This is a genomic window from Mesorhizobium sp. LNHC221B00 (genome assembly GCF_000502935.1).
GTDB lineage: Bacteria > Pseudomonadota > Alphaproteobacteria > Rhizobiales > Rhizobiaceae > Mesorhizobium > Mesorhizobium opportunistum.
This window is the reverse complement of record NZ_AYWR01000001.1, coordinates 14,627-40,539: the sequence shown is the minus strand read 5'-3', so window position 1 is coordinate 40,539 and position 25,913 is coordinate 14,627. Positions and strand designations below refer to the sequence as shown.

Annotated in this window: 24 protein-coding genes; 7 read left to right on the top strand and 17 right to left on the bottom strand. The window is 64.0% G+C overall.

Going from position 1 to position 25,913, the window contains the following annotated elements:
* Positions 1-3 precede the first annotated feature (3 nt).
* The 5 genes from X741_RS165960 to X741_RS165980 all read left to right on the top strand — a co-directional run bounded on the left by X741_RS165960 (position 4) and on the right by X741_RS165980 (position 5,267).
* Positions 4-1,596, top strand: coding sequence for an ABC transporter substrate-binding protein (locus X741_RS165960; RefSeq protein ID WP_023775744.1), 1,593 nt, complete (start codon positions 4-6; stop codon positions 1,594-1,596).
* Between the two features lie 51 nt (positions 1,597-1,647).
* Positions 1,648-2,655: an ABC transporter permease subunit gene (locus X741_RS165965; protein ID WP_013891362.1), complete on the top strand. Its 1,008-nt coding sequence runs from the start codon at positions 1,648-1,650 to the stop codon at positions 2,653-2,655.
* A gap of 70 nt (positions 2,656-2,725) precedes the next feature.
* On the top strand, positions 2,726-3,580 hold the full coding sequence (locus X741_RS165970) for an ABC transporter permease subunit (protein ID WP_174324787.1): 855 nt from the start codon (positions 2,726-2,728) through the stop codon (positions 3,578-3,580).
* A gap of 2 nt (positions 3,581-3,582) precedes the next feature.
* Positions 3,583-4,440 carry an ABC transporter ATP-binding protein gene (locus X741_RS165975; protein ID WP_023775743.1) on the top strand — a complete coding sequence of 286 codons (858 nt, stop codon included), beginning with the start codon at positions 3,583-3,585 and terminating at the stop codon, positions 4,438-4,440.
* Entirely contained in the window at positions 4,437-5,267 is an 831-nt protein-coding gene (locus X741_RS165980) for a dipeptide ABC transporter ATP-binding protein (RefSeq protein ID WP_013891359.1), read from the top strand. The genes X741_RS165975 and X741_RS165980 overlap by 4 nt, the downstream gene beginning before the upstream one ends.
* Positions 5,268-5,434: 167 nt before the next feature.
* Here X741_RS165980 and X741_RS165985 read toward each other — a convergent pair whose 3' ends face one another.
* The 4 genes from X741_RS165985 to X741_RS166000 all read right to left on the bottom strand — a co-directional run bounded on the left by X741_RS165985 (position 5,435) and on the right by X741_RS166000 (position 9,550).
* The gene (locus X741_RS165985; RefSeq protein WP_023775742.1) at positions 5,435-6,724 is read right to left on the bottom strand and encodes a cysteine desulfurase-like protein; all 1,290 of its coding nucleotides are present in this window, start codon (positions 6,722-6,724) and stop codon (positions 5,435-5,437) included.
* 49 nt (positions 6,725-6,773) lie between these two features.
* Positions 6,774-7,448: an amino acid ABC transporter permease gene (locus tag X741_RS165990; RefSeq protein WP_023766380.1), complete on the bottom strand. Its 675-nt coding sequence runs from the start codon at positions 7,446-7,448 to the stop codon at positions 6,774-6,776.
* Between the two features lie 144 nt (positions 7,449-7,592).
* Positions 7,593-8,390 carry an ABC transporter substrate-binding protein gene (locus X741_RS165995; RefSeq protein ID WP_023766381.1) on the bottom strand — a complete coding sequence of 266 codons (798 nt, stop codon included), beginning with the start codon at positions 8,388-8,390 and terminating at the stop codon, positions 7,593-7,595.
* A 398-nt stretch (positions 8,391-8,788) separates the two neighbouring features.
* A complete protein-coding gene (locus tag X741_RS166000; RefSeq protein WP_023766382.1) occupies positions 8,789-9,550 on the bottom strand; it encodes an HpcH/HpaI aldolase/citrate lyase family protein in 762 nt (253 codons plus the stop codon).
* Positions 9,551-9,671: 121 nt separating this feature from the next.
* Here X741_RS166000 and X741_RS166005 point away from each other — a divergent pair, with 121 nt between their 5' ends.
* Positions 9,672-10,763 (top strand): LLM class flavin-dependent oxidoreductase, encoded by a 1,092-nt coding sequence (locus X741_RS166005; RefSeq protein ID WP_023775741.1) that lies wholly within the window; start codon positions 9,672-9,674, stop codon positions 10,761-10,763.
* A 36-nt stretch (positions 10,764-10,799) separates the two neighbouring features.
* On the opposite strand, the gene X741_RS166010 is transcribed toward X741_RS166005, so the two are convergent.
* The 13 genes from X741_RS166010 to X741_RS166070 form a co-directional block, all read right to left on the bottom strand.
* Positions 10,800-11,195, bottom strand: coding sequence for a RidA family protein (locus X741_RS166010; protein ID WP_023766384.1), 396 nt, complete (start codon positions 11,193-11,195; stop codon positions 10,800-10,802).
* Positions 11,196-11,249: 54 nt separating this feature from the next.
* A complete protein-coding gene (locus X741_RS166015; protein WP_023775740.1) occupies positions 11,250-12,398 on the bottom strand; it encodes an acyl-CoA dehydrogenase family protein in 1,149 nt (382 codons plus the stop codon).
* A 230-nt stretch (positions 12,399-12,628) separates the two neighbouring features.
* Positions 12,629-13,441, bottom strand: a complete 813-nt coding sequence (locus X741_RS166020) for an enoyl-CoA hydratase family protein (RefSeq protein WP_023775739.1) — start codon at positions 13,439-13,441, stop codon at positions 12,629-12,631.
* Complete coding sequence (locus X741_RS166025; RefSeq protein WP_013891350.1) at positions 13,438-13,908, bottom strand: MarR family transcriptional regulator; 471 nt, start codon at positions 13,906-13,908, stop codon at positions 13,438-13,440. The genes X741_RS166020 and X741_RS166025 overlap by 4 nt, the downstream gene beginning before the upstream one ends.
* Positions 13,902-14,675, bottom strand: a complete 774-nt coding sequence (locus tag X741_RS166030; protein ID WP_023775738.1) for an SDR family NAD(P)-dependent oxidoreductase — start codon at positions 14,673-14,675, stop codon at positions 13,902-13,904. The genes X741_RS166025 and X741_RS166030 overlap by 7 nt, the downstream gene beginning before the upstream one ends.
* Complete coding sequence (locus X741_RS166035) at positions 14,672-16,966, bottom strand: bifunctional salicylyl-CoA 5-hydroxylase/oxidoreductase (protein ID WP_023775737.1); 2,295 nt, start codon at positions 16,964-16,966, stop codon at positions 14,672-14,674. The genes X741_RS166030 and X741_RS166035 overlap by 4 nt, the downstream gene beginning before the upstream one ends.
* A 142-nt stretch (positions 16,967-17,108) precedes the next feature.
* Positions 17,109-17,708 carry a VOC family protein gene (locus X741_RS166040; protein WP_023775736.1) on the bottom strand — a complete coding sequence of 200 codons (600 nt, stop codon included), beginning with the start codon at positions 17,706-17,708 and terminating at the stop codon, positions 17,109-17,111.
* 77 nt (positions 17,709-17,785) lie between these two features.
* Positions 17,786-18,622: an ATP-binding cassette domain-containing protein gene (locus tag X741_RS166045; RefSeq protein WP_023775735.1), complete on the bottom strand. Its 837-nt coding sequence runs from the start codon at positions 18,620-18,622 to the stop codon at positions 17,786-17,788.
* Complete coding sequence (locus tag X741_RS166050; RefSeq protein WP_023775734.1) at positions 18,615-19,493, bottom strand: ABC transporter ATP-binding protein; 879 nt, start codon at positions 19,491-19,493, stop codon at positions 18,615-18,617. Before X741_RS166050 ends, X741_RS166045 begins: the two co-directional genes overlap by 8 nt.
* Positions 19,490-20,338, bottom strand: coding sequence for an ABC transporter permease (locus X741_RS166055; RefSeq protein ID WP_023775733.1), 849 nt, complete (start codon positions 20,336-20,338; stop codon positions 19,490-19,492). The genes X741_RS166050 and X741_RS166055 overlap by 4 nt, the downstream gene beginning before the upstream one ends.
* Complete coding sequence (locus X741_RS166060; protein ID WP_023775732.1) at positions 20,331-21,338, bottom strand: ABC transporter permease; 1,008 nt, start codon at positions 21,336-21,338, stop codon at positions 20,331-20,333. Before X741_RS166060 ends, X741_RS166055 begins: the two co-directional genes overlap by 8 nt.
* Positions 21,339-21,559: 221 nt before the next feature.
* Positions 21,560-23,086: an ABC transporter substrate-binding protein gene (locus tag X741_RS166065; RefSeq protein WP_023766393.1), complete on the bottom strand. Its 1,527-nt coding sequence runs from the start codon at positions 23,084-23,086 to the stop codon at positions 21,560-21,562.
* A gap of 110 nt (positions 23,087-23,196) precedes the next feature.
* Complete coding sequence (locus X741_RS166070; protein ID WP_023775731.1) at positions 23,197-24,771, bottom strand: NAD(P)/FAD-dependent oxidoreductase; 1,575 nt, start codon at positions 24,769-24,771, stop codon at positions 23,197-23,199.
* Positions 24,772-24,889: 118 nt separating this feature from the next.
* Here X741_RS166070 and X741_RS166075 point away from each other — a divergent pair, with 118 nt between their 5' ends.
* Complete coding sequence (locus X741_RS166075) at positions 24,890-25,681, top strand: cyclase family protein (RefSeq protein WP_023775730.1); 792 nt, start codon at positions 24,890-24,892, stop codon at positions 25,679-25,681.
* Positions 25,682-25,913: the final 232 nt, after the last annotated feature.

The window sequence follows — 25,913 nt, the reverse complement described above, 5'->3', positions numbered from 1 at the left end:
TCAATGAAGAAGAAACTGACTTTTGCAGCCGCGTTGCTGGCTGCAAGCGTCCTGGGAGGCGTGGCCAACGCGAAAACTCTGGTTTATTGCGCGGAAGCATCGCCAGAGGGTTTCGACCCGGCGCCGTACACTGCGGGCCAGACGTTCGACGCGTCCTCGCGCACCGTCTTCAACCGCCTCGTCGAATTCGACCACGGCAAGACCACGACCTCGCCGGGGCTGGCTGAAAGCTGGACGATCTCCGACGACGGCAAGGAATATACGTTCAAGCTGCGCAAGGGCGTCAAGTTCGCCGCCACCGACTATTTCACCCCGACGCGCGACTTCAACGCCGACGACGTGGTGTTCTCGTTCCAGCGCCAGGTCGACAAGACCGGCCCCTGGTTCCAGTATATCCCGGGCATCGCCTACCAGTATTACAATGACCAGTTCGGCGACAACATCACCAAGGTCGAGAAGGTCGACGACCTGACCGTGAAGTTCACCCTCAAGGAACCGGCGATCACCTTCATTCCGACGCTGGGCATGGACTTCGCCTCGATCGTCTCCAAGGAATATGCCGACAAGCTGCAGGCTGACAAGACGCCTGAACTGTTCAACCAGAAGCCGATCGGCACCGGCCCGTTCATCTTCGTCGACTATCAGACCGACGCCGCCATCCGCTACAAGGCCAACCCGGACTATTGGGGCGGCAAGCAGAAGATCGACGACCTTGTCTTCGCCATCACCACCGATCCGGCGGTGCGCGCGCAGAAGCTCAAGGCCGGCGAGTGCAACATCATGTCGTATCCGGCACCGGCCGACATCGCCGGCCTCCAGGCCGATGCGAACCTGAAGGTCGACGAGCAGGAAGGCCTCAATGTCGGCGCGCTGATGTACAACACCCAGCAGAAGCCGTTCGACGACGTGCGCGTCCGCAAGGCGCTCAACATGGCCATCAACAAGAAGGCCATCATCGACGCGGTCTTCCAGGGCGCTGGCCAGGTGGCGGTCAACCCGATCCCGCCGACCATGTGGTCCTACAACAAGGACGTGAAGGACGATCCGTACGATCCGGATGCGGCCAAGAAGCTGCTTGAGGAAGCCGGCGTCAAGGATCTCAAGATGAACGTCTGGGCCATGCCGGTGTCGCGTCCGTACATGCCGAACGCGCGCCGCACCGCCGAGCTGATCCAGGCCGACTTCGCCAAGGTCGGCGTCACCGTCAACATCGTCAGCTACGATTGGGGTGAATACCTCAAGCGCGCTTCGGCGGTCGATCACGACGGCGCAGTCATCGTCGGCTGGACCGGCGACAATGGCGATCCGGACAACTTCCTCGGCGTGCTCCTGAGCTGCGCTTCCGTCGGTTCGAACAACCGCGCGGAATGGTGCAACAAGGACTTCGATGCGCTCATCAACAAGGCCAAGACGGTTTCCGACCAGGCCGAGCGCACCAAGCTCTACGAACAGGCACAGGTCATCTTCAAGGAGCAGGCACCGTGGGCGACGCTCGCCCACTCCAAGGTGTTCATGCCGATGCAGAAGACCGTCTCCGGCTTTGCGATGGATCCGCTCGGCATCCACCGCTTCGACGGCGTCGATATCGCCGAATAAGGTTCGCGAAACGGGGGCGGCGCCGCACGGTGCCGTCCCCACTCGCCCGCCATGCTGCGTTATATCCTCGGTAAGCTCGCCCTCATCATCCCGACCTTCATCGGGATAACCATCCTCGCCTTCGGCTTCGTGCGCATCCTGCCCGGTGATCCGGTACTGGTGCTCGCGGGCGAACGCGGCCTGTCGCCCGAACGCCACACGGCGCTGATGCATCAGTTCGGTTTCGACCTGCCGATATGGCAACAATACCTGACCTATCTGACCAACATCCTCAGCGGTGATTTCGGCACCTCGTTTTCCACCAAGACGCCGGTGCTCAAGGACTTCCTGGTGCGGTTCCCGGCAACGGTCGAGCTCGCCATCTTCGCCATGATCTTTGCCGTCGTCCTCGGCGTCGCCGCCGGCATCTTCGCCGCGATCCGCCGTGGCTCCTGGTTCGACCAGCTCACCATGGGCACCGCGCTTGCCGGCTATTCCATGCCGATCTTCTGGTGGGGCCTGCTGCTGATCATCGTGTTCTCCGGCACGCTGCACTGGACCCCGGTTTCCGGCCGCATCGACCTTCTCTACTTCTTCAAGCCGGTCACCGGCTTCATGACCATCGATTCCCTGATCTCGGGGCAGAAGGGCGCCTTCCGCTCGGCACTATCGCACCTCGTCTTGCCCACCATCGTGCTTGGCACCATACCGCTGGCCGTCATCGCCAGGCAGACGCGGTCGGCCATGCTCGAAGTGCTGGGCGAGGACTATGTGCGCACCGCGCGCGCCAAGGGCCTGGCGCCGCGCCGCGTCATCGGCCTGCATGCCTTCCGCAACGCGCTGATCCCGGTCGTCACCACCATCGGCCTGCAGGTCGGCACTCTCCTGACCGGCGCCATCCTGACCGAGAGCATCTTCTCCTGGCCCGGCATCGGCAAATGGATGATCGACGCCATTTCCAAGCGCGACTATTTCACCGTGCAGGGCGGGTTGCTTTTGATCGCCCTCATCGTCATGTCGGTGAACCTTATCGTCGACGTGCTCTACGCCGTCATCAACCCGCGTATACGGGCGAATTGACATGACCAACGAAGGCCCAGCCACAATCGAAGCCGCGACTGTCGTCAAGCCGCAGGACGCGCGGCTGCAGATGTTCGCCGAGTTCTGGCACTACTTCTCCGTCAACAAGGGCGCGGTGATCGGCCTGTTCGTCTTCGCGCTGCTGATCCTGATCGCCATCTTCGCGCCGCTGCTTGCCCCGCATTCGCCTGACGACCAGTTCCGCGACTTCTTCCTGACGCCGCCGGCCTGGCAGGCGGGCGGCAACGCGCAGTTCCTGCTCGGCACCGACGCTGTCGGCCGCGATATGCTGTCGCGCCTGATCTATGGTTCGCGCTTCTCGCTCGCCATCGGCTTCGTCGTCGTCACCACGGCGCTGATCTCCGGCGTCATCCTCGGCCTGCTCGCCGGCTACTGCCGTGGCTGGGTCGACACGCTGATCATGCGCATCATGGACATCATCCTGGCCTTCCCGTCGCTGCTCCTGGCGCTGGTGCTGGTCGCGGTGCTTGGGCCTGGCCTCGTCAATGCCATGATCGCCATCGCCTTCGTGCTGCAGCCGCACTTTGCCCGGCTCACCCGCGCCGCCGTGATGGCGGAAAAGAACCGCGAATATGTCATCTCCGCCAAGGTCGCCGGCGCCAGCCATCTCAGGCTGATGCTGGTCACCATCCTGCCCAACTGCATCGCGCCCTTGATCGTGCAGGCGACGCTGTCCTTCTCCAACGCCATCCTCGAGGCCGCCGCACTCGGCTTCCTCGGCATGGGCGCGCAGCCGCCGACGCCGGAATGGGGCACGATGCTGGCCGAAGCGCGCGAATTCATCCTGCGCGCCTGGTGGGTGGTGACCTTCCCGGGCCTCGCCATCCTGATCACCGTCTTTGCCATCAACCTGATCGGCGACGGCCTGCGCGATGCGCTCGACCCCAAGCTGAAGAGGTCGTGAGCATGTCCCTGCTCGAGATCAAGAACCTCACCGTTTCCTTCGACACCGCGGCCGGGCCGTTCATGGCCGTGCAAGGCATCGATCTGTCGATCGAGCCGCGCGAGGTGCTGGCGATCGTCGGCGAGTCCGGCTCCGGCAAGTCGGTGTCGATGCTGGCGGTGATGGGGCTTTTGCCCAACACCGCGACGGTCAAGGCCGACCGCGTGGCATTCGACGGCGTCGACCTCCTGAAGCTCAGCCCGTCCGAGCGCCGCAAGATCGTCGGCAAGGACATCTCGATGATCTTCCAGGAACCGATCGCCAGCCTCAATCCGTGCTTCACGGTCGGCTTCCAGATCGAGGAGGTGCTGCGCTTCCACATGGGCATGGACCGCGCCCAGAGGCGCGCGCGCGCCATCGAACTGATGAAGCTGGTCGGCATTGCCGATCCGGAAGAGCGGCTGAGTTCATTCCCGCACCAGATGTCCGGCGGCCAGTGCCAGCGCGTCATGATCGCCATCGCCATTGCCTGCAATCCGAAGCTGCTGATCGCCGACGAGCCGACGACGGCGCTCGACGTCACCATCCAGAAGCAGATCCTCGATCTCCTGGTTTCGCTGCAGGCCAAATACGGCATGGGCCTGATCATGATCACCCACAATATGGGCGTGGTGGCCGAGACCGCCGACCGCGTCATCGTCCAGTACAAGGGCCGCAAGATGGAAGAGGCCGACGTGCTGTCATTGTTCGAATCGCCGAAAAGCAATTACACGCGCGCGCTGCTCTCGGCCTTGCCCGAGAACGCCGTCGGCGACCGGCTGCCGACCGTTTCCGACATGCTGTTCGAGCCGGCACCCTCTGCCGCGGGAGCTCCGGCATGAGCACCACGGTCCTCGAAGGCAAGAACATCGTTCGCGACTACCATATCGGCGGCGGGCTGTTCACCGGACCGCGCACCGTGCATGCGGTCAAGGGCGTCTCCTTCACGGTCGACAAGGGCAAGACGCTTGCCATCGTCGGTGAAAGCGGCTGCGGCAAGTCCACGCTTGCCCGCATCATCACGCTGATCGATCCAGCGACGTCGGGTGACCTGTTCATCGACGGCAACAAGGTCGATATCGCCAGGGGCGGATTGACCAGGGAGATGCGCCGCAAGGTGCAGATCGTCTTCCAGAATCCCTACGGCTCGCTCAATCCGCGCCAGAAGATCGGCGACGTGCTGGGCGAACCGCTGCTGATCAACACCGACAAGCCAGCCGCCGAGCGGCGCGACCTGGCGATGAAGATGCTGAAGAAGGTCGGCCTCGGCCACGAGCACTACAACCGCTACCCGCATATGTTCTCGGGCGGCCAGCGCCAGCGCATCGCCATTGCGCGCGCTCTGATGCTGAACCCGAGCCTCTTGGTGCTGGACGAGCCGGTCTCGGCGCTCGATCTTTCGGTGCAGGCGCAGGTGCTTAATCTGCTCGCCGACCTGCAGGACGAGTTCCAGCTGACCTATGTCTTCATCAGCCACGATTTGTCCGTCGTGCGCTACATCGCCGACGACGTGATGGTGATGTATTTCGGCGAAGCGGTCGAATACGGCTCGCGCGACGAGGTCTTCTCAGACCCCAAGCACAGCTACACCAAGACACTCTTCGCCGCGACGCCACGCGCCGACGTCGCCTCGATCAAGGCGAGGTTGGCCAAGAAGAAGGCGGCCTGAGTCGGCGTGTCGATATTCAGGTGAGGCCGGTCTGCGAATGGCAGCTTCCTGCGCTTCCGGTGCTCACGTACTTAAGTACGCTCCGCTCCGGTTCTCGGAAACCGCCACTCTCGACTCGGCCTGACCTGAATCTCGACACGCCTTAGCCACTCGCCATTATCAGCTAGTCACGACAGCTTGGCGATGATGGCGCGCAGCGCTTTGCCGAACCGATGCACCTCATCAATGGTGTTGTAATGGACCAGCGAGGCGCGGATGGCGCCGCTGTCCATCGACAGGTTTAGCCGCTTCATCAGGCGCGGCGCGTACATGTGGCCGTCGCGGATGCCGATCTGCATCTCGGCCATCTCCTCGACGATCCGCTGCGGCGACAGCTTGCCGATGTTGAAGCAGAAGGTCGGCACGCGCTCATGGATGCGGGCCTCCTCGGAGACGCCATAGATGATCGCCCCGCACCCTTTCAGCACAGCCAGCATCTCGCGCGCTAAAAGCAGCTCGTAATCACGGATGGCGCCCATGCCGGCGACGATGTTGTCGCGCCGCGAGCGGTTGTTGGAGGGCGCGAGATTGCGGCCGATCAGCTCCAGATACTGCACGGCCGCGTCCATGCCCGACACGTTCTCGTAGATGAAGGTGCCGGCCTCGACCTTGTAGGGCGGTTCGTCCGGGATGAAATCCTCGCGGAAGGTCGGCAGCCGCTTCAATGTCTCGAAGCGACCCCACAGGAAGCCCATATGCGGCGAGAAGTTCTTGTAGCCGGAGCAGACGAGGTAGTCGCAGTCCCAGGCCTGCACGTCGATCAGCCCGTGCGGTCCGTAATGCACGCAATCGAGGAACACTTCGGCGCCGACCGCATGCGCGATTTCAGCCACGGAAGCGACATCGACGATCGAGCCGATCGAATGCGCCGTCACCGTGCAGGCGACGAGGCGGGTGCGCTCGGAGACCAGCGGGCGCAGATCGTCGACATGCAGATTGCCGTCCTCGCGCATCCGCCACCACTTGAATTTGGCACCGGCGGATTCCAGCGCGAGCCATGTGGCGATGTTGGCGTCGTGGTCCATGTCGGTGATGACGATCTCGTCACGCTCGCCTTCCGTGTCCTTGACAAGCATCTGGCCGATGCCGAGGCTGACCAGGCGGATGAACGAGGTGGCGTTCATGCCGAAGCAGATTTCCGCCGGGCTGTAGGCGTTGATCAACAAGGCCACGCTCTCGCGCGCGTCGGCGACCGACTGGTCGACGGTGACGCTGCGGCCATAACGGCCGCCGCGCTGCACATTGTGCGAAACCAGATGGTTGGTCACCGCGTCGAGCACGCTCTGCGGGATCTGCGCGCCGGCGGCGTTGTCCAGGAAGATGAAATCGCCGGCCCGCTGCAGAGCGGGAAACATGGCCCGGATGGCGTCGACGGGGAACGCGGCGGCGCTCGCATTGTCGGTTTGGTGCTTGTTCACGGGCAGGCTCCTGCGAAGGACTTGGTCGGGGTGGGATTGGTTGGCGAGGTCAGCGTGTCTTTTCGGTCTTGAAGCGGTCTTCAAGCAGGCTGACGAGACGGACCATCGGCCAGAGGAAGATGAGATAGACCAGCGCCGCGCCGATCAGCGGCGAGGGATTGGCGTAGAGCGACTGCGCATTGGTTGCTTCCTTGAGCAACTCCGGCAGCGCCACGGTCGAGGCGAGCGAGGTGTCCTTGAACATGGAGACGCAATTGCTGGTCATCGGCGGGATCACTACGCGCACCGCTTGCGGCAGCACCACCTTGCGCAGGGTCAAGAGGAACGGCAGGCCAAGCGCCTGCGAGGCTTCGAACTGGCCGCGCGGAATGCTCTCTATGCCGGAGCGGAACACTTCCGCCGAATAGGCCGACATGATGATGGCGAACGCTGTCACGGCGGACGCCCAGGATGACAAGCGAATGCCGAGGAAGGGCAGCGCGTAATAGATCAGGATCAGCACCACCAGCACCGGCAGGGCCCGGAAAATGTCGGTGTAGCCGACCGCCAGCCAGCGGAGCGGCTTCGGCGCATAGAGCCGCAGCAGGCTGATCACCAGGCCGATGGGGATGCCGATGCCGATGCTCAGGATTCCGAGCAGCAGCGTGTTCAGGAAACCACGCAACAGCGCCGGCAGGCTCGACGCGATGACATCGGCGTTGAAGAAAGTGTCGATCAGCGACATGGGAGCGTTCCCGAGAGCAACGGATGCTCAGGTTGAAACCAGTTGACCCGCGCCTGCAGCGGGATGGCCTGCGGCAGCCGGTGCCGGAGCATGAAATGAATCGTGCCGGCGTGGAAGGCCGGCACGATGTCAATGCATTGGCGCTCAGGCCTTCGGCAGAGGCATTTCCTTGACGGTCGACGACTCGGCCGGCGCGTCGCTGCCGAACCACTTCTTGTGGATCGCGGCCAGCGTGCCGTCCTTCTTCATCGCGGTCAGCGCGTCGTTCAGCTTGCCGAGCAGCGGGTGGTCCTTGGTCATCATCAGGCCGTACTGTTCGCCGGTCTTGATGCGCTGCTTGACCTTCAAATCCTTCATCTTGGTGAAGGAGTATTCCATGCCCGGAATGTCGCTGACGGCGGCATCGACGCGGCCGGCGCTGAGGTCGAGCAGCAGGTTCTGCTGCGTGTCATAGCCCTTCACGTCGCTGAAGCCATCGGCTTCCTGGTGCCCCTTGACCCAGGTCTCGCCGGTCGAGCCCGACAATACGCCGACGATCTTGCCCTTGAGGTCGGCCTCGGTGCTGACAGCGCTGTCGGTCTTCGTCGCGATGCCCATGTCGGAATCATAGTAGGGCTGCGTGAACGACTGCGACTTCAGCCGCTCGGGCGTGATGGTGATCGACGAGATCGCGACATCGATGCGCTTCGAGGTGGTGGCGGCGAACAGCGCCTGGAAACCGAGATCGGCGATGTCGGTGGTCATGCCGGCGCGCTTTGCCGCTTCGTTGACGATGTCGACTTCGAAACCCTCGAAGGTGCCGCTCTCGTTCTTGTACTCGAAGGGCGGATTGGTCGGGTAGGCGCCGACATTGAGCACATCGGCGGCATAGGCGGTGGCAGGCCCGGCGGCGATACCGATGGTGGCCGCGAGCAGGATGAGATTGCGACGGGTGAGCTTCATTGTTGGTCCCTCTGGGGTGTTCCCTCTGGTTGTTGATCGGGCGGGATTTCCCGCACGGTTTTTTGCCGCCCCACCTCCCAGCGGGGCGTCAATTCATGGCAGCGAGCCTGCGCGCGCGATTGGCGAGATTCTTTGTATGCGGAGCACGGGCGCGCACGCCATCGAAAGCATAGCGCGCGTTCGACGATGACTGGGCCGGTACAAACGACAAGGACTGAAACCCCTCCCACCCCGAACTCGACGACGGACTGGCCGGCAACCCTTTGGCACGGCAGTCGCCCATCGACTTTGAATGCTTATCCAAAGTGAGGCGCTTTTCAAGGCGAAAGTTTTAAGCTTAAAAAGCTTGGCTGGCCTGTTGCCTGGCCGATACGACTTTTTGCCTGGCTGCGCCCGTCTCAAGCCAATTCGTCGCGTGCGGCGGCACAGTTGGCCGCGGTGCCGGCGCCAAGAAACATCGTGTCGCTGGCCAGCACGAAGAAACTCGCCCCGATGGCCGCCCATCGGCTGATAGTCTGCGGGCTGGCGCAAAATATGCCCGCTGTCCTGCCATGCGCGATCGTCGCGCCGATGATCGTCCGGATTGCATCAGCGAGCTTGTCAGCGCCGTTCGGTCCGACCGCATCGATCGACGCCGAGAGATCGCCGGGGCCGACGAAGACCATGTCGACGCCTTCCACGGCTGCGATCGCCTCGATGTTGGCAAGCCCCTCCGCTGTCTCGACCTGGACCGCGACGACGGTGCTGTCGTTGGCGCCGGAAAGATATTCGGGAATGCGATAGCCGTAGCCGGCGGCCCGGCCGGGTCCGACGCCGCGCTCGCCTTTCGGCGGATAGCGAGATGCCTTCACCGCTGCTTGCGCCTGGGCGGCGGTCGAGACGCGCGGCACCAGCACGCCTTGGGCGCCGCTGTCGAGTGCGGCCTGGATCGCTTCCGGCGCATGGCCGGGAACCCGCACCATCGCCGGAACGCGGTGGACATCGGCCGCACGCACCATGGTCTCGATCATGTCGCGCGAAATCTGGGCATGCTCCCAGTCGATGCAGAGGAAATCGAGGCCGGACTGTGCCATCACTTCGACCGCGACGGGATGAGGAATGGCGGCGAAGGAACCGACGAGGTTCGTCTTGCCGATGCATTTCTGGCGGAATTCGCTCATGCCGTCCCCTTTTTCGTGCTGCCTGGATTCATATCCTCAAACCATCGCCAGACGAAGCTGTTTCATGCTTGAAATATTTTCGCGGGGCCGTAGCGTGCGATCTTCGCCGGGAGGTCGCGACATGAACAAACCACATCCCTTGCACGGCCCCAACAAACTGAAGCTCGGCGTCTTTTCCACCAATGCCGATGGCGGTCTGGCCATCACCGATGTGTCGGAACGCTGGACGGCAAGCTGGCAGGACAATCTGACGGCCGCCCAGATCGCCGACCGCGCGGGGCTGGAGTTCATGCTGCCGATCGCCCGCTGGCGCGGCTTCGGCGGCCGCAACAAGGTGCGCGAATGGTCGTTCGAGACTTTTACCTGGGCGGCGGCGCTGGCCATGGCCACCGACCGGATCGGGCTGTTCATGACCGTGCATGTGCCGCTGGTGCATCCGCTCTATGCCGCCAAGGCGCTTGCAACGGTCGACCACATCAGCCGGGGCCGCGCCGGCCTCAACATCGTCTGCGGCTGGAACCCCAGGGAATTCGGCATGTTCGGCACGCCCTTGGTCGAAAAGGGCTACGACCAGGCTGCGGAATGGATCGAGATACTGGAAAGGCTTTATGCATCGAGCGAGCCTCTCGACTATGAAGGCACCTACTATCGTCTCAAGGAAGCCGTCAGCCGGCCGGCCAGCCTGCAGGTTCCGCGTCCGGTGACCATGAACGCCGCTTTCGGCGGGCCGGGCCGCGATTTCGCCGCCGCCCGATGCGACTATCTGTTCACGACTTTCTCCGAAATGGGCGATGCCGGCAAACATGTCGCCGACATCAGCGAGCGGGCCGAAAGAGTGGGCCGCGATGTCGGCGTCTACACCGTGGCGCATGTCGTCTGCCGCCCGACCATGGAGGAGGCGCAGGCCTACTACACGCGCTATGCCGTCGATATGGCCGACCATGACGCGGTCGATGCCCATATGGCCGGCAAGAAGGAATTCTCGCAGTCGCACGACCCTCATGCCTATGACCGTTACCGGCAGCGTTTCGCCGGTGGCGCCGGCACATATCCTTTGATCGGAACACCGGAAACGATCGCCGCCGACATGGCCGCCATTGCCGGGCATGGCTACCAGGGCATCGCCCTGTCCTTCGTCAATTACATGCAGGAGCTGCCCTATTTCTGCGATCACGTGCTGCCGATTTTGCGGAAGGCGGGGCTGCGCGCATAAATTATTCCGGGAACAACGAATTCTTTATTCCGGACGTTAGTCCGGAATCACCGCCGTCGCCTGGATCTCCACCTTGGCGCGGTTCTCGACCAGCGCCATCACCTGCATGGCGGCCATCGCCGGAAAATGTCGGCCGATCACCTCGCGATAGGCCTCGCCGATCCCCCTGAGATTGGCTAGATATTCGGCCTTGTCGGTGAAATACCAGGTCATCGAAGTGATGTGCTGCGGCGTGGCGCCCGCCTCGGCAAGCACCGCCACGATATTAGCAAGCGTCTGCCGCACCTGGCCGACAAAATCGTCGGTTTCGAACTGGCATTGCCCGTTCCAGCCGACCTGTCCGCCGACGAAGACGAGCCGCCCACGCGCCGCGACGCCATTGGCGTAGCCGACCGGTTTGGCCCAGCCCGCCGGCTGCAAAATCTCGTGCATTTCAAGCCTCCCGGTATTTCAAAAATCCAAGTCTCAAAATCGAATATCTCGCCGTCAGGCCGCGCCCATCACTTGCCGCGCGATGACGACTTTCTGCACGTCCGAGGCACCCTCATAGATGCGCAGTGCGCGGATCTCGCGATACAGGCTCTCGACGATGTGGCCTTTGCTGACCCCGTCGCCGCCATGCAGCTGCACGGCCTTGTCGATCACGTCCTGCGCCTTGTCGGTAGCGAACAGCTTGGCCATCGCCGCCTCGCGCGTCACCCGGGCCGCGCCCATGTCCTTGGTCCAGGCGGCGCGGTAGATAAGAAGGGCCGCCGCATCGACGTCGAGCGCCATGTCGGCGATGTGTCCCTGCACCATCTGCAGTTCGCCCATCGGCGCGCCGAACAGCTTGCGCTCGGCCACCCTCTTGATGCTCTCATCCAGCGCGCGGCGGGCAAAGCCGAGCGCCGCCGCGCCGACCGTCGAGCGGAACACGTCGAGCACCGACATGGCGATACGGAAGCCGTCGCCGGGCTTGCCGATCAGTGCGGAGGCCGGCAGGCGCACCTGGTCGAAGGACAGCCGCGCCAGCGGATGCGGCGCGATCACTTCGAGACGCTCGGCGATGCCAAGCCCTTTGGCGTCGCCTGGCACGAGAAAGGCGGAAAGCCCCTTGGCACCCGGCGCCTCGCCGGTGCGGGCAAAGACGACATAGAGATCGGCGATGCCGCCATTGGAAATCCAGGTCTTTTCGCCCGCAAGGACATAGCCGTCGCCGTCCCGGGTCGCCGTCATCTCCGTATTCGCGACATCCGAGCCAGAGCGCGGTTCCGACAGGGCAAAGGCCGAAATCGCCTTGCCGGCGCGTGTCTTCGAAAGCCATAGCTGCTGCTCCGGCGTACCGAACAGGCTGAGCGCGCCAGTGCCCAATCCTTGCATGGCGAAGGCGAAATCCGCCAACCCGTCATGCCGCGCCAGCGTCTCGCGCGTGATGCACAAAGTGCGCACATCGAGTGGTCCCGGATTGTCCGTGTCGAGTGCCGTCGGTTTCAGCCAGCCGTCGCGGCCAAGTTTCGCCACGAGTTCGCGGCAGGCGGCGTCGACGTCGTGGTGGTCGACGGGGAGGTTTTGCTGGCACCAGGATTCGAGGCGCTCGGCGAGGTCGCGATGGCGGTCCTCGAAGAAGGGCCAGTTGAGGAAGGAACGGTCAGGCATTGGTGCCTCCGCGGTACTTTGGGCCTTGCGCTCTACGGCGCCCCCCTCTGTCCTGCCGGACATCTCCCCCTCTAGGGGGGAGATTGGCAGCTTGGGCGCCGGCGCCCATCTTGCGGCGCTGGCGATTGGCGAAAGCGTGCACGACAGCCGATCTCCCCCCTAGAGGGGGAGATGTCCGGCAGGACAGAGGGGGGCGCTGTCCCGCCAACGTCTCCAAAAAACCGCCCATCTCAATCCCCCTCGAACACCGGCTTTTCCTTGGCCACGAACGCCTTGTAGGCGCGCTCGAAATCGCGTGTCTGCATGCAGATCGCCTGCGCCTGCGCTTCGGCCTCGATCGCCTGGTCGAGGCCCATCGACCATTCCTGGTTCAACTGCGTCTTGGTGATGCCGTGGGCGAAGGTCGGACCGGAGACGATGCGCGCCGCCATGTCGAGCGCGTCGGCCTCGAGCGCTGCCGCGTCGACCAGCCTGTTGTAGAACCCCCAGCGCTCGCCCTCGGCGGCCGTCATGGTGCGGCCGGTGTAGAGCAGTTCGGCGGCGCGGCCCTGGCCAATGATGCGCGGCAGGATCGCGCAGGCACCCATGTCGCAGCCGGCGAGGCCGACGCGCGTGAACAGGAACGCGGTCTTGGCTTCCGGGGTGGCGATGCGGATGTCGGAACTCATGGCGATGATGGCGCCGGCGCCGACCGCGACGCCGTCGACCGCCGCGATGATCGGCTTGCCGCAATTCAGCATCGCCTTGACGAAATCGCCGGTCATGCGGGTGAAGGCCAGGAGCTCTTTCATGTCCATCTTGACCAGCGGACCGATAATGTCGTGGACATCGCCGCCGGAGCAGAAGTTGCCGCCGTTGGAGAGGAACACGACGGCATCGACATCGTCGGCATAGACGAGATCGCGGAACGTGTCACGCAACTCGGCGTAGCTGTCGAAGGTCAGCGGATTCTTGCGCTCCGGCCGGTCGAGCCGGACCTTGGCGATCCTGCCTTCGACTTGCCACAGGAAATGCTTCGGCTTGAGCCCGGCCATCGCGGTCATTCGCGTCCCTCCCAGTTGCTGCGGAACGAGGTCAGCATGCCGGTCAGCCGGCGCGCGTCGTCCTCGCTGACCTTGCCCAGCAATTCGCCGATCCAGCCCTCATGCGCGGCGGCGATGGTGGCGAAGGATTTGGTGCCTTCATCGGTCAGCCGCACCATCGAGGTGCGGCGGTCGCCATTGCGGCGCGCGCGGGCCACCAGCCCTTCCGAAACCAGCCGATCGACGATGCCGGTGACATTGCCATTGGACACCAAAAGGAAGCGCGACAGGTCGCTCATCAGCATGCCTTCCGGCGCGCGATAGAGTGCTGCCATCACGTCGAAACGCGGCAGCGTCGTGTTGAAGTCCTTCTTCAGCCGCTCTCGCAATTCAGCCTCTATGGTGCGCGAGGCACGCAGCAGCCTGATCCACAGGCGCAAGCGGTCCTTGCCGGGTCCCGATGGCGCGGGCAGGGGGCCGGCTACCATGTTTCACCTCCCGAGATGGAAATCGCCTGTCCGGTGATCGATTGCGCCGCATCGCCGCACAGCCACAGCACGGCAGCGGCGACCTCTTGCGGCTGGATGAAGCGGCCTTGCGGATTGGTCGAGGCAAGGCTCGCTCGCGCTTCGCCGGCCGAGCGGCCGGTCTTTTCGATGATGCGCTGGATGGACTGTTCCAGCATGTCCGTTTCCACGAAACCCGGACACACCGCATTGACGGTGACGCCGGATTTCGCCGTCTCGGCGGCAAGAGCCCGCATCAGGCCGACGACGCCATGCTTGGCGGCGACGTAAGGCGCGACATAGGCGTAGCCTTTCAATCCGGCCGTGGAGGCGATGAACACGATCCGCCCTGCCTTGCGCGCAGCCATCCTGGCCAGGGCCGGCTTCACCGTCAGGAAGGCCCCGGTCAAATTGACGTCGAGCGTGCGCTGCCAATTGGCGAGCGTCGTCTTGTGCGCCGGCGTGCTGCCGGCCATCCCGGCATTGGCGACGACGATGTCGAAGGCCCCGCGCGCGGCTTCCGCCGTCTCGTAGAGCGAGGACATAGACTCCTCATTGGTGACATCGGCGGTGATGCCAAAAATGCCTTCGCTTTCGCCGGCCACCTTGGCAAGCTCGGCTTCCCGGCGACCGCAAATGGTGACGTCGATGCCGGCGCCCGCCAGCGCCAGCGCAATGGCCCGGCCGACGCCGGAGCCGCCACCGGTGACCAGCGCGTGCTTGCCGGGGATCCCGGTCGCGCCCGTCATACTTTCAGCCCCGCGGCGGCATCGCGTTCAGCCAGGCGGTAGAGCTGATCGCGTCCGGGCAGATAGGGATCGGGCCACTTCACGCCGCGGTCGCCAAGCGTCACGGCGGCATGCAGCGTCCAGTAGGGGTCGGCGAGATGCGGCCGGGCCAGGGCCACCAGATCGGCGCGGCCGGCCATCAAGATCGAATTCACATGGTCCGGCTCATAGATGTTGCCGACCGCCATCGTCGCCATGCCGACCTCGTTGCGGATGCGGTCGGAAAACGGCGTCTGGAACATGCGGCCATAGACCGGCTTCGCCAGCACCGAAGTCTGGCCGGCCGAGACGTCGCAGATGTCGACGCCGGCCTCATGCAGCAGCCGCGCGATCTCGACCGCGTCGGCCGGTGTCACGCCTTCGATGCCGACCCAGTCATTGGCCGAAATGCGCATCGAGATCGGCTTTCCCGCCGGCCAGGCGGCACGCACCGCGCGGAAGATTTCGAGGGGATAGCGCATGCGGTTTTCCAGCGAACCGCCATATTGATCCGTGCGTCGGTTGGTGACCGGGGTGATGAAGGACGACAACAGATAACCGTGCGCGGCGTGGATTTCGAGCATGTCGAAGGCGCAGCGATCGGCCATCTCGGCCGAGGCCACGAATTCGTCGCGCACTTTGTCCATGTCGGCGCGGTCCATCGCCTTCGGCATCTGATTCTGCGGCGACCACGCGACGGCGGAAGCCGCCATGACCGGCCAGTTGCCCGAGGTCAGCGGCACGTCGGTGCCTTCCCAGCCGAGCCGGGTCGAGCCCTTGGCGCCGGAATGGCCGATCTGGGCGCAGATCTTCGTTTCGGTCTCGGAGTGGACGAAATCGACCAGCCGCTTCCATGCCACCTCATGTTCTGGCGCGTAGAAACCGGGACAGCCGGGCGTGATCCGCCCCTCGGGGCTGACGCAGGTCATCTCGATATAGATGAGGCCGGCGCCGCCCTTGGCGCGCTCGGCATAGTGGGTGAAATGCCAGTCGGTCGGGCAGCCATCGACCGCCTTGTACTGCGCCATCGGCGAGACGACGACGCGGTTGCTGAGCTGCATGTCGCGCAGCTTGAACGGGGCGAACATCGGCGCGCGGCGCAGGCTGTTGCCGCCGGCGCCGGCCTGGCGCTGGAACCATTCTTCCGCGCCACCCAGCCATTCGGCATCGCGCAGCCGCAAATTCTCGTGGCTGATGCGCTGCGAGCGGGTCAAAAGCGAGTAATTGAACTGCACCGGATCGAGGCCGAGATAGCGCTCGACCTCCTCGAACCATTCCAGCGAATTGCGCGCCGCCGATTGCAGCTTCAGCACCTCGGTGCGCCGCGCATCCTCATATTTGCGGAAGGCGGCGTCGAGGTCCGGTTCGGTCTCGACATACTCGGCCAGCGCCACGGCGCTTTCCAGTGCGAGCTTGGTGCCGGAGCCGATCGAGAAATGCGCCGATGCTGCCGCGTCGCCCATCAACGCCAGGTTCTTGTACGACCAACGTTCGCAAAGAACGCGCGGGAAATTGATCCAGGCCGAACCACGGATATGGTTGGCATTGGTCATCAGTGCATGGCCGCCAAGATGTTTGGCGAAGATCTTCTCGCAGACGGCGATCGATTCCTGCTGCGTCATCGCGCCAAAGCCGAAGGCAGCCCAGGTCTGTTCGCTGCACTCGACGATGAAGGTCGCGGTGTCGCTGTCGAACTGGTAGGCATGCGCCCACACCCAGCCATGCTCGGTCTTCTCGAAGATGAAGGTGAAGGCATCGTCGAATTTCTGGTTGGTGCCCAGCCAAACGAACTTGCATTTGCGGGTGTCGATGTCGGGCTTGAAGATTTCGACGAAGCTGTTGCGCGCCCTGGAGTTCAGCCCGTCCGCGGCAACGACCAGATCATGCGTCTCCATGTAGGGCTTGGGATCGGCGATATCGCTCTCGAACATCAGCTTGACGCCGAGTTCGCGCGCGCGCCGCTGCAGCAGGATCAACAGCCGCTTGCGGCCGATGCCGCAGAAGCCGTGGCCCGACGAGACCGTGCGCACACCATCATGGATGACGGCGATGTCGTCCCAATAGGCGAAATGCTTCTTGATCCAGACGGCGCTGACCGGGTCGTTCTTCGACAGATTGTCGAGCGTCTCGGCCGACAGCACGACGCCCCAGCCGAATGTGTCGTCGGCGCGGTTGCGCTCGTACACCGTCACATCATGCGCGGCATCCCTGAGCTTCATCGAAATGGCAAAGTAGAGGCCGGCTGGTCCGCCGCCGAGAACCGCAACCTTCATCCGTGCGATCTCCTCTTCGCTTGCTGCATCTCAAGTATCGCGCCGGAAGCCAGATATTTCAAGCTTAAAGTTTTATGCCGAAATCATTGGTCCACGTCGGGCGGCGCGCTTGCGTGTCGCTCCGCAAGCGCACCGCCCGATGTCACTTTTCCGGGTTCTTCGGGCTCCACAGCACTGTCTCGGCGCCCTTCTCATAGGCCATCCCCGTGGGATAGCTGATCGCTTCCAGTTGCAGTCCCCATGGCGCCTGGAAATAGAGGATGGTCTGGCCGGCGGCGGGCCCTTCCTTGACCGGCAATGGCCCCATTCTGGTCTTGACGCCCTTGCCATCGAGATAGGCTTTGGCGGCGGCCACATCGTCGACATAGAAGGCGATGTGGAAGCCGCCAATGTCGCTGTTCTTCGGCGTCAGGTCCTTCTGGTCGGGCGCGGTGTATTTGAACAGCTCGATGTTCGATCCATAGCCGCAGCGGACCATGGTGACCTGCTCGATGACAGCCTTGGGATCGACACCCAGGAGATCCTGCATGAAGGTGCCCTTGTCGTCGGCGAACGGGCCGAACGACATCGCCTTCTTGCAGCCGACCACTTCTGTGAAGAAGTCGACCGCTTGCTTCATGTCGGGAACGGTGATGCCGGTGTGATCGTGGCCGCGCATGCCCGGGATCGAACCGGCGCTGGCCATGCTGGCGCTGCCGAGCATCGCGGCGGCGAGCGTTGCAATTGTGATTGTGGTCTTCATGTCGGTCCTCTCCATTTGACGGGACTTGGGTCTTTGTGGTCGCACGTCCGGACCCGCTCTTCGGCGTGCGTATGCATTCATGTCGGCGCCTTGACGGCGGAAGGAATGTCCAGCCAGCCCGCATCGATCTCGGGCAGCGGAATGGCTGCGATGAGGTCACGCGTGTAGGCCTGCTGCGGCTTGTCGAACAGCGCGTCGGTGGCGCTCGCTTCGACAATCACGCCTTCGCGCATGACAATCACCTGCTGGCAGAGCCGCCGGATGACCGACAGATCATGGCTGATGAAGGCGACCGTCAGCCCCATCTCCGCCGCGAGCTTTTCCAGCAGGGTCAGGATCTGCGCTTGCGTCGAGACGTCGAGCCCGGAGACGATCTCGTCGGCCAGCACGAATTTCGGCGACAGCGCCAGTGCGCGCGCAATGCCGACGCGCTGGCGCTGGCCACCAGACAATTCGTGGCGGTAGCGGCTGGCGAAGCTCTGCGGCAGGCCGACCCGCTGCAAGGCCTCGGCGACGCGTTCCTTGAGCCTGTCGCCAAGACCGTTCTGCTTCAGCGGCGCCGCGATGATGCTGGCAATGGTGCGGCGCGGGTTGAGCGACGACATCGGATCCTGGAAGATCATCTGCAGGTCGCGGCGCAACGGCCGCAGCTCATTCTCCGGCAGATGCGTGATATCGCGGCCGTCGAAGCGGATGCTGCCGGCGCTGGGTTCCGAGAGCCGCACCAAGGCGCGGCCGAGCGTCGACTTGCCGGAACCGGATTCGCCGACGATGCCGGTTACCGATCCCTGGGGCAGGTCGAAGTCCAGCCCTTTCAGGATTTCGGCCAGCGGCGCGCGGCCGATCAGCGGCTTGCGCGTCATGTCGGGCAGCGCGACCTTCAGCCCGCGCACGGAAAACAACGGCTCAGCCATGCGGTCGCCTCCAGGCCTGGTCGGCGGCGGAGATCTCGGCGGCGAGCCCGGCCAGCACCGTCTCGTCCACCGGTTTCAGCGAGGCGAGCGGGTCCGTGTAGCGCGGCGTGGCAGCCATTAGCGCCCGTGTGTAGGGGTGCTGCGGCGCGGCGAACAGAGCAGCCGTGTCGGCCTCTTCCACCACCTTGCCGGCATAAAGCACCGACACTTTCTGGCTGATCTTGGCGACGACGCCGAGGTCATGAGTAACGAACAGGATCGCCGTGCCGTGTTCGCGCTGCAATTGCGCGATCAGCCGCAGGATCTGCTTCTGCACGGTGACGTCGAGCGCAGTGGTCGGTTCATCGGCGACGATCAGCCTTGGCTCGGCGGCAAAGGCTGCGGCGATCAGCACGCGCTGGCGCATCCCGCCGGACAATTCATGTGGATAGCTTTTCAGCACCCGGTCGGGGTCGCGGATCTGCACCTCGTCCAGCAACTGGCGAATTCGGGTGTTGGCCTTCACTGCATTCCAGCCGAGAATGCGTACTAGCCGGTCGGTCATCTGAGGACCGATGCGGCGTGACGGGTTGAGCGCGGTCAGAGGATCCTGCGGGATCAGCGCCGTCCGCGCGCCGATCAGCGTGCGCCGTGCCTTGGGCGCTAGCTTGCCAAGATCCTCCCCTTCGAGCCGCATGTCGCCTTCGACGATGTGCACGCTTGACGGCAGGACACCGAGCACCGCCTTGCCGATCATCGTCTTGCCGGCGCCACTCTCGCCGACCAGCGCGCGGACCTCGCCAGGCTGCACGGAGAGCGAGACCGAGCGCAGCACGCGCTGGCCGTTCGGCAGCAGGGCGCTCAGATTGGTGATGTCGAGACAGGCGCTCATCGCAGCACCGGGTCGAAACGCGTCTTCAGTGCTTCGCCGAACTGGCTGAACGACAGCACGGTGAGGATCAGCGTGACCAGCGGAAACACCAGCACCCACCATGCCTGATGGATCGACAGCCGGCCCTCGGCGATGATGCCGCCCCAGGTCGGATCATCTGTCGAGATCGACAGATTGACGAAGGACAGGATCGCCTCGACGATGACGGCGATGCCCATTTCCAGCGACAGCAGGGCGACGATCGAAGGCACCACATTGGGCAGCACTTCGCGCAGCATGATGCCGATGCGGCCATAGCCGGCGATGCGGGCATTCTCGACATAATCCATGCGCGACTGGCCCATCGTCTCGGCCCGGATCACCCGGCAAAAACGCGTCCAGTCGATGACGGCAATGGCGATGATGACCGAGCTCAGGCCGGTGCCGAGTACGGCGACCAAAAGGATGGCGAACAGCACCGGCGGGAACGCCATCCAGACATCGACGATGCGCGAGATGATGCGGTCGGCCCAGCCGCCGAAATAGCCAGCGATCAGTCCGAGCGTCGAGCCGACCAGGCAGGCGGCGATGGCCGCGGCAAAGGCAACGATGAAGGCGATGCGCCCGCCGAAGATCAGGCGCGACAACAGATCGCGGCCGAGGCTGTCGGTACCGAGCCAATAGCCGGGTTCGGCTCCATCGATCCAGAACGGCGGCAGCCGTTCCAGCATCAAATCCTGCGCCAGCGGATCCTGCGGCGCGACCAGTGGTGCGAAGATCGCGGCCAGCAGTGCCAGCAGCAGCCAGCCGCCGGCCAGCCACAGGCGTGGTGACACACCTCGCCTTCGTGCGCGACCCTCATCCATAGCGCAGCCTCGGATTGAGCAACGCATACATCATGTCGACAGCGAGATTGATCAGCACGAACAGCAGCGCGAAGACCAGCACGATGCCCTGGATCAGCGGCAGGTCGCGGTTGATAACGGCATCGATCGCCATATTGCCGAGGCCCTCATAGGAAAACAGCCGTTCGACGATGACCGTGCCGCCGATCAGGAAGGTGAACTGCACGCCGACCAGGGTCAGCGTCGGCAAAGCCGCGTTCTTCAGCGCCTCGCGCAGGATGACCTGCGTTTCCGAAAACCCCTTCACCCGCGCCAGCACGACATAGTCGAGGTCGAGCACTTCCTTCAGCGACTGCTTCAGCAGCTGCGAGATGATCGCGGCCAGCGGCAGCGCCAGCGCCACAGCCGGCATCAGCATGTGCTTCAGCAGGTCCCAGGTCAGGTCGAAGCGCAGGCGTAAAATGCTCTCGAACAGATAGAACTGGGTGACGAAGGGCAGGTCGAGTTGCGGCGACACGCGGCCGGAAATGTCGAAGATCGGCACCAGCACGCCGAACAAAAGGATCAGCACCAGGCCCCACAGGAAGTCGGGAATGGACAGTGCCGTCCCGCTGGCGACGTCGATGCCGGCTTCGACCGCCGTGCCGCGCTCGCGGGCGCCGAGGACCGCCGTCGTGCCGCCGAGCGCCACCGCCATGATCAGCGCTACGGTGGCGAGTTCCAGCGTCGCCGGCAGCCGGTTGAAGACAAGGCCGAGCACGTCTTGCCTGAGCGAAATCGAGGTGCCGAAATCGCCCCGGACCACGCCGGACAGCCAGATGAAGAATTGCTGCACGATCGTCTTGTCGAGCCCATAGAGCGCCCGCAGCCGGGCAATGTCGGCATCGGTCGCGCCGGGCGGCAGCATCATCGCGATCGGATCGCCGGGCGCGACGCGGATCACGACGAACACGACGACGGCCACGCCGAACAGCGTGATCAGCATCGTCAAAAGACGGATCAGGAGGCGTTGCAGAAGCATGCCGGCGTAAGTCCAGTGCGGTTCAGTAACGGATGGAACGCGCGGCCCCTTCATCCGGCCGCTTCGCGGCCACCTTCTCCCCCAGGGGGAGAAGGGGTCGCCGACAGTTGAGCCAGTCTCTTCTCCCCGCCGGGGAGAAGGTGGCCCGATGGGCCGGATGAGAGGGCCTGCGTAGTCGGAGAGGCACGTCGCCTTCGCGACGGCATGCCTCTTAGCTTGTCTCAGGCCGGGGTCATCAAGGCCGGCAGCAGGGCGCCGGACACATGCTGGACCACGTTGACGCCCTTGGCATGCACGATCGGCTGCGCGTACTGCATCAGCGGCAGCACATAGGCCTGCTCGGCGATGTACTTGTCGACCGCCTTCCAGCCGGCTATGCGCTTGGCTTCGTCCTTCTCGCCCCATAGCGGGTTGATCATGTCGATCAGGTCCTGGCTGTCCCACACGGAGTGCGGGCTCGGGCCATACATGGCAAAGCCGGTCGACGTGGTTGGATCGCCGATGGCATTGCCCCAATTGTAGAAGGCGGCCGGCGCCAGCTTGTCGGCGGCGCGCAACTCGTAGTGCTTGGCGATTTCGTAGACCTCGATCGTCGCCTCGATGCCGACCTTGCGCCACATGCCGACGATCGCCTGGATCATCTCATAGTCCTTGGGCTTGAAGCCCTTGGTCGTCTGGATGGTGAACTTGACCGGCTTCTCCGGCGAATAGCCCGAGGCCGCCAGCAATTCCTTGGCCTTTTCCGGATTGTGCTCGACCTTGATCGAGGCGTCGAAGGCCGTGTACTCCGGTGTCTCCAGCGTAGCGATCGGCTGGCCATAGCCTCGCAGTAGCCGCTTGACCAAAAGCTCCTTGTCCACCGCCATGACGGCGGCTTGGCGGACATTCTTGTCCAGCATCGCTTCAATGTCGTTGAAGAAGATCATGCCGATGTCGGAAACCGGCTTGCAAGAGCCGGCAAGCCCGTCCTTGGCGATCAGCCGGTCATACTCCTCATAGGGGATTTCGAGCGTCACCTGCGAGGAGCCGGACTCGATCTCGGCGACGCGGCTCGCCGCATCGGCGACGAACTTGATCGTCACATTCTCGAACGCCGGCTTGCCGCCCCAGTAGGTCGGATTAGCCTTCAGCCGCAGGAAGGCATTGCGCTCGAACTTCTCGACCATGTAGGGGCCGGTGCCGATCGGCGCTTTCTCGAAGCCTTCGGCGCCGACCTTCTCGTAATAGGCCTTGGGCAGGATGTAGCCGGTCAGGAACGACATCCATTTGAAATAGACCGGGTCGAACTGCACGACATCGCCGGTGATCTTGTTGCCGTCGATCTTGAAGTTGTTGACGTTCTTCCAGACGAACTGGATCGGGTTGCCGGTTTTTTCGTCGCCCGCCCGCTGCAGCGACCACACCACGTCCTCGGGCGTGAAAGGCGAGCCGTCATGCCATTTGACGCCTTCGCGCACCGTCATCATCACCTTGGTGCGGTCGTCGTTCCAGCCCCATTCGGTAAGCAGGCCCGGCGCGAAGGACAGGTCCGGCTTCTGCGGGATGAACTGGTCGAACACCGACTGGTAGAGGCCCTGGATCGTCGGGTTGACCGCCGAAGGGCCGGTCGTCGGATCCCAGGACGGCAGGTTGACGTTATAGGCGATGGTCAGTTCGCCGGCAGCCTTGGCGATCTGTGGCAGGCCAATTGCGGCCACGCCGAGTGCCGCGGCACTGTATCCGAGCAATTCGCGTCTGTTGATTGTCATGGTCGTTCCCCTTGTTGGTTATTGTCGTTGCGCGGCGGTGTCGGTTCATTGTCTCAGGCTTCGTGGGCAGCAGCGCCTTGCCTCCCGTCGCCTCCATAAAATCTTCGGGCCTACCTCCCGCCAAGCTGTTGCGCCAGCATGAAGCCCGAGGCCGCACCGGTGCCCGCGCCCGGCCATGTCGCGGCTCCGGTGAGATGCAAATTGGCGACCGGCGTGTTCCAGCCGGCATGGCCGCGTGCCGGGCGGAACAAAAAGTTCTGCGCCAGATGGTGGCTGCCGCAGACCTGGTCGCCACCGACGAGGTTCGGGTTCTCGCGTTCGAGGTCGATGGGCGAAAACACCGCCCGGCCGAGGATTTTGGTCCGCAGGCCGGGCGCGTAGGTCTCGATGATATCGAGCACGCGCTCGGCGTAGACATCCTTGACCTGGTCCCAATGCGCGGCCGCGATCTTGCCGGCGGCATCGCTGAGGATTTCGGCGGGCAGCATGCGCACCTGCACCCACAGCACGTGCTTGCCCTGGGGCGCGCGCGACGGATCGATCGCGGTCGGCTGGCCGACGACCAGCACCGGTTCGTCCGGCAGCATGCCTGCCATCGCCTGCTGGTAGGTTCGCGACATGGCGTCGAGCGACGGCGACAGATGCACATAGGCGAACTGCCGAAGTTCTGATCCAGCGCGCCAGTCCGGCAAGTCGTCGAGTGCCAGGTGGATCATCATCGTGCCCGGCGCATGGCGGAATTTCTGCATCGCCGTGTCGAAGCCGGCATCGCCCGAACCGTTCGGCAGCAGCTTGCCGGTCAGCGCCTTGGGCGCGACGCCGGCGATGACCGCCTTGGTGGCTGCATGCGTTTCACCCGAAGCGAGCCGCACACCGGTCGCCTTGCCGGCTGAAACCGTGATTTCCGCCACCTCGGCGCCGGTGACGATCCTGCCGCCGGCGGAGGTCACCATGCCCGAGAGCGCCCGGATGATGGTGTCGGCGCCGCCCTTGCCGAGCACCATGCCGAAGCTCTGGCTGGCCATCGATTCCAGATAGGGGAAGACGGCGCCGCCGGCGATGTCCGGCGCGAAGTCGAGATGCATGCCCCAGGTGGCGAGCGTCGCCCGCACATGCGGCGACTCGAAGTTTTCCTCAAGCCAGGCGCGGGGTGAGGACAACAGCAGCCGGCCAGTGTCGAGCGCGCCGGCAATGCCCTTCTTGCGCCACAGGGTCCACGCCGTGCCGGCCAGTGCGCGGGCGCTCATCGGCGAGCCCAGCAGCCGGAAAAGATGCTCGGCCTCGGCCGGGAAGGCGGCAACCAGTCGGCGCCATGTCGCGGCATCGGCGGCCGAGAAGGCGGTCATGCGGCTCGCTGTCTTCTCCAGGTCGTTGCTGACGCCGAACCAGCGCCCGTCGGGAAAGGCGCTGGCGAAACAGTCGGCGACCGGCGCGAACTCCAGCCCCTGGGCTTTCAATTCATTTGCATATTTCCGGTGGAAGGCGGAGCCGGCAAACAGGCTGAGATTCATCGCGCCGAAGTCGTGGCGAAAGCCTGGAAGCGTATACTCGCGCGTCTGGACGGCGCCGCCGATTGCTGCGCTGCGCTCGAAAATCCCGGTTTTCCAGCCTTTGAGCGCCAGATGCGCGGCGCATGCCAGACTGTTGTGGCCCGCCCCGACAAAGATGGCGTCGAACTCGCTCACGCCCCGTTCCCATTTCCTTTATGCTTAAAGATAATTGCAGATGCATATGTTTTCGTCTAGTAGGATATTAAGGGCCGAGACGAGCCTTGATCATCATCGAAAAGAGGGAACCGAGACCATGGACACTCAAAAACTCCTCGGCGAGGTCGCCGGCCAGTTGCTTTCAGGCGCCATCAGGGTGGTCGACCTGTCGGCGCCGCTCGGGCCGGATACGCCGCTGATCAAGCTGCCGCCGGAGCTTGCCGTCGACACCCCGAAGGTCGAGATCCACAACATCTCCCGCTATGACAAGAACGGCCCATGGTGGGCCTGGAACTGGCTGAAGCTCGGCGAGCATTCGGGCACCCATTTCGATGCGCCGCAGCATTGGATCAGCGGCAAGGACTATCCGGACGGCGCCACCGACACCATTCCGGCACAGAACTTCGTCGGCCCGGTCAACGTCATCGACTGCTCGAAGGAAGCCGCAGCCGACCCCGATTTCCTGCTCACCGTCGACCACATCAAGGCATGGGAAGCCGAGCATGGCGCGATCAATGCCGGCGAATGGGTGGTGATGCGCACCGACTGGTACAAGCGCAACGGCTCGGAAGCCGAGTTCCTCAACGCCAACGAGACCGGTCCGCACACGCCCGGCCCGACGGCGGAAGCCATTCAGTTCCTGATCGGCAAGAACATCAAGGGCTGGGGCTCGGAGACGATCGGCACCGATGCCGGCAAGGCCGGCGGCATGGAGCCGCCATTCCCGGCGCACACGCTGATGCACAAGGCCAATCGCTACGGGCTGGCCAGCCTCTGCAATCTCGACCAGTTGCCGCCGAAAGGCGCCATCCTGATCGCCGCGCCGCTGAAGATCGAGCACGGCACCGGCAGCCCGATCCGCGCCCTGGCGCTGGTGTCGGGAAAATAGAGCGAGATGGGTCTTCGGGAGAAGATCATGGGTGAAGGCGATGCGTTGGTGACAGGTGAGGGGTGGCAGGCTTGCAACGCCGCCACTCTACGGCGCCCCCCTCTGTCCTGCCGGACATCTCCCCCTCAAGGGGGGAGATTGGCCTTCACGATTGTTTTCGCCAATCCACGATGTTGCAAGAATGACCAGAGCGCCGAAGCTGCCAATCTCCCCCCAAGAGGGGGAGATGTCC

Coding starts and splice junctions, on each gene's coding strand:
- X741_RS165980 (WP_013891359.1), top strand. CDS start 4,437: ATGAGCACCACGGTCCTCGAAGGCAAGAACATCGTTCGCGACTACCAT.
- X741_RS166065 (WP_023766393.1), bottom strand. CDS start 23,086: ATGACAATCAACAGACGCGAATTGCTCGGATACAGTGCCGCGGCACTC.
- X741_RS166010 (WP_023766384.1), bottom strand. CDS start 11,195: ATGCACGAGATTTTGCAGCCGGCGGGCTGGGCCAAACCGGTCGGCTAC.
- X741_RS166075 (WP_023775730.1), top strand. CDS start 24,890: ATGGACACTCAAAAACTCCTCGGCGAGGTCGCCGGCCAGTTGCTTTCA.
- X741_RS165990 (WP_023766380.1), bottom strand. CDS start 7,448: ATGTCGCTGATCGACACTTTCTTCAACGCCGATGTCATCGCGTCGAGC.
- X741_RS166035 (WP_023775737.1), bottom strand. CDS start 16,966: ATGAAGGTTGCGGTTCTCGGCGGCGGACCAGCCGGCCTCTACTTTGCC.
- X741_RS166030 (WP_023775738.1), bottom strand. CDS start 14,675: ATGACGGGCGCGACCGGGATCCCCGGCAAGCACGCGCTGGTCACCGGT.
- X741_RS165960 (WP_023775744.1), top strand. CDS start 4: ATGAAGAAGAAACTGACTTTTGCAGCCGCGTTGCTGGCTGCAAGCGTC.
- X741_RS166015 (WP_023775740.1), bottom strand. CDS start 12,398: ATGCCTGACCGTTCCTTCCTCAACTGGCCCTTCTTCGAGGACCGCCAT.
- X741_RS166000 (WP_023766382.1), bottom strand. CDS start 9,550: ATGAGCGAATTCCGCCAGAAATGCATCGGCAAGACGAACCTCGTCGGT.
- X741_RS165965 (WP_013891362.1), top strand. CDS start 1,648: ATGCTGCGTTATATCCTCGGTAAGCTCGCCCTCATCATCCCGACCTTC.
- X741_RS166005 (WP_023775741.1), top strand. CDS start 9,672: ATGAACAAACCACATCCCTTGCACGGCCCCAACAAACTGAAGCTCGGC.
- X741_RS165995 (WP_023766381.1), bottom strand. CDS start 8,390: ATGAAGCTCACCCGTCGCAATCTCATCCTGCTCGCGGCCACCATCGGT.
- X741_RS166020 (WP_023775739.1), bottom strand. CDS start 13,441: ATGACCGCGATGGCCGGGCTCAAGCCGAAGCATTTCCTGTGGCAAGTC.
- X741_RS166060 (WP_023775732.1), bottom strand. CDS start 21,338: ATGCTTCTGCAACGCCTCCTGATCCGTCTTTTGACGATGCTGATCACG.
- X741_RS166055 (WP_023775733.1), bottom strand. CDS start 20,338: ATGGATGAGGGTCGCGCACGAAGGCGAGGTGTGTCACCACGCCTGTGG.
- X741_RS165975 (WP_023775743.1), top strand. CDS start 3,583: ATGTCCCTGCTCGAGATCAAGAACCTCACCGTTTCCTTCGACACCGCG.
- X741_RS165970 (WP_174324787.1), top strand. CDS start 2,726: ATGTTCGCCGAGTTCTGGCACTACTTCTCCGTCAACAAGGGCGCGGTG.
- X741_RS166040 (WP_023775736.1), bottom strand. CDS start 17,708: ATGAAGACCACAATCACAATTGCAACGCTCGCCGCCGCGATGCTCGGC.
- X741_RS166025 (WP_013891350.1), bottom strand. CDS start 13,908: ATGGTAGCCGGCCCCCTGCCCGCGCCATCGGGACCCGGCAAGGACCGC.
- X741_RS166045 (WP_023775735.1), bottom strand. CDS start 18,622: ATGGCTGAGCCGTTGTTTTCCGTGCGCGGGCTGAAGGTCGCGCTGCCC.
- X741_RS166050 (WP_023775734.1), bottom strand. CDS start 19,493: ATGAGCGCCTGTCTCGACATCACCAATCTGAGCGCCCTGCTGCCGAAC.